1 protein-coding gene is annotated in these 911 nt (G+C 64.2%); it reads right to left on the bottom strand.

Translation table 11 applies throughout. From position 1 onward, the window contains the following. Window positions 1–76: 76 nt before the first annotated feature. Window positions 77–911, bottom strand: an 835-nt coding sequence (locus HX846_RS33255) for a patatin-like phospholipase family protein (protein WP_178967055.1), incomplete at its 5' end; no start/stop codon positions are given.

Genomic DNA, 911 nt, shown 5'->3' with positions numbered 1-911 from the left:
TTTGCGATTTGTCTGGCAAACCGAGGTGCTGCCGACGCAGCCTCGCTTGGGCTCGACAGCTGCTACGGAGAGGGCGCTAGAGAGCCAGCAGGCGTTCGCCCAATTGGCCATTGTCGGCCAGTTGCAGAAACTCATCCCCCAGCCGCTGGCTTTCGCTCATTGCGGTTTGCCAGTACTTGTTGCGGCCCGGGTCATCCCCCATGAAGCGCTTGAAGTCACTGCGGTCCGGCAGTTTGCCGTGGGGCAGTCGCGCCAGGTATTCCTTCGACGGCGCCAGCAGCAGGACATCCTGCAAACCCTGTTGATTGGCGCGGCGCCACGGCAAGCCTTTGTCGAACCAGCCGGGAATGACCCGGTCGGTGAAGTGCGGGTACAGCACGATGTCATCGCCGTGGTAGGGCAGGTCGAGGTGATAGTCCAGCAGGCCGCCATCGCGGTAAGTGCCTTGGCCTGCACCCGGCAGGTCGCGTACGCCTTGCATCACCATGGGGATCGAGCCCGACGCCAGCAAGGCCTGGCGCAGGTTGCCCAGTTCCAGATCAAGGAAGCGCGACGGGAAATCCTTGAGCGCATGCAGCGGTGGCGCCTGGCGTGGGTCGTGGACGATCAGCCGTTCGAAGTGCCGGGACAACCGCGCGCGGCCCCTCAGGTTGTCGGCGATCACCGAGGACAACCCCAAACCAAGCCGACCGCGATGATCGTCGGCGAGCAGGCCATGGCTTTTGACCACCATGATGTTCAGCCGGTAGTGCGGGTTGTCGAGCACGCGGGCATCGCGGCCGGCCAGCAAGTCATCGAGCATGCGCACGCAGCTCTGGCTGACTTCGGCCATGGTCACGCCTTTGGCAAAGCTTTGTGCGTTGTACAGCCGGCCCAGGTCGAGCAGGCCTTGCACCGGGTCGGGCAGGCAC

Origin of the sequence: Pseudomonas sp. K5002 (assembly GCF_013386655.1) — a bacterium.
Lineage (GTDB): Bacteria > Pseudomonadota > Gammaproteobacteria > Pseudomonadales > Pseudomonadaceae > Aquipseudomonas.
Note: the sequence above shows the minus strand (reverse complement) of the source record. Positions and strands in the feature narration are given on the sequence as shown.